This window comes from Modestobacter altitudinis, from assembly GCF_005930475.1.
In the GTDB taxonomy this organism is placed as follows: Bacteria; Actinomycetota; Actinomycetes; order Mycobacteriales; family Geodermatophilaceae; genus Modestobacter; species Modestobacter altitudinis.
Genome location: NZ_SJEW01000145.1, coordinates 1 through 1,117 on the forward strand (window position 1 = coordinate 1; position 1,117 = coordinate 1,117).

General features: G+C 78.2%; 1 protein-coding gene. It reads right to left on the reverse strand.

Translation table 11 applies throughout. From position 1 onward, the window contains the following. A partial coding sequence (locus FHL79_RS25355; protein ID WP_171058342.1) for an HNH endonuclease signature motif containing protein occupies window positions 1-1,117 on the reverse strand: 1,117 nt, incomplete at both ends.

The window sequence follows — 1,117 nt, forward strand, 5'->3', positions numbered from 1 at the left end:
GGGTGGCGTCGGGGGCCAGGTGGACGACCCAGTCCGGTGCCTGGTGCTTGCCGCGGTGGTCGGTGGTGCAGAACCCGGCCAGGTTGGTGATCGCGGTGGGTCCATCGGGATGGCGGATCCGGTGATCGAGCTCCCCGGCGGCGACCAGGCGGCGGCAGCCGGGGAACCGGCAGCGCCGGTCCCTAGCGCGCACGAACCGGTCCAGTGCCGCCCCGGGCCGGTAGCTGGCGGTCGGGCCGGGTGCGCCCAGCCCGGGCCGGCCGGTGAGGTCGTGGGGGCAGGCCGCCGGGTCGCGGCGGCAGGTGGGCTGCCCGCACTGCCCGGTGCGGCGCAGCTCGGGCAGGTCGGTCAGGGAGACCAGGGCGCCGGTGAGCGCGTCGACCAGCGCGATCCGGGGCCGGTCGGCCAGGCCACCACCGGCGGTCCGGGCCAACAACCCGGCCAGCGCCTCCCGGTCGGTGCGGGCGGCGGCGGCCAACGCCGCCAGCGCGTCCCCGGCGGCGTCGACCCGACCGGCCGGGCCGGCCCGCCAGGCGGCCTCGTCGGCGGCGTCGGCCCGGGCGGCGGTGTGCACCATCCGCTGGGCGTGGGCCAGCGCCTGCTGCGCCTCGTACCCCGCCCGGGAGGCGTCCTCCACCGCCCGGTCGGCCGCCGCCCACCAGCCCACACCTGACCCCGTGGAGCCGCCCGCGGAAGGATCGGCCGGTCCGGTGTCGGTCGGTGGCGAACTGGTCGGTGGCGGCGCCGGCGGTGGGGACCCGCCCGGCTGGCGGTCCTCAGCCGGATCGGGATCGGTGATCAGGCCGCGCTCGAAGTCCGCCCACCAGCGCTCCTCCGCCTCCCGCAACGCCGCGTCCATGGCGACGAACAGGCTCACCTCGGCGGGGTCGGGAGCCGGGTCACCGTCGGGGTCAAGGACGGTGCCGGCGGAGAGGTGCAGGTCGATGTCGAGGTCGGCCTCGAGACCGGCGCCGGGGTCAAGGACGGCGTCGGGACCGGCAGAGTCGGTGCCCTCGGCCGGGACCGCGTCTGCGGTGCCGGTGTCCGGCGTGCCGGTGTCGGGGGTGCCGGTGTCCGGCGTGCCGGTGTCGGGGGTGCCGGTGAGCAGCCGTAGGAG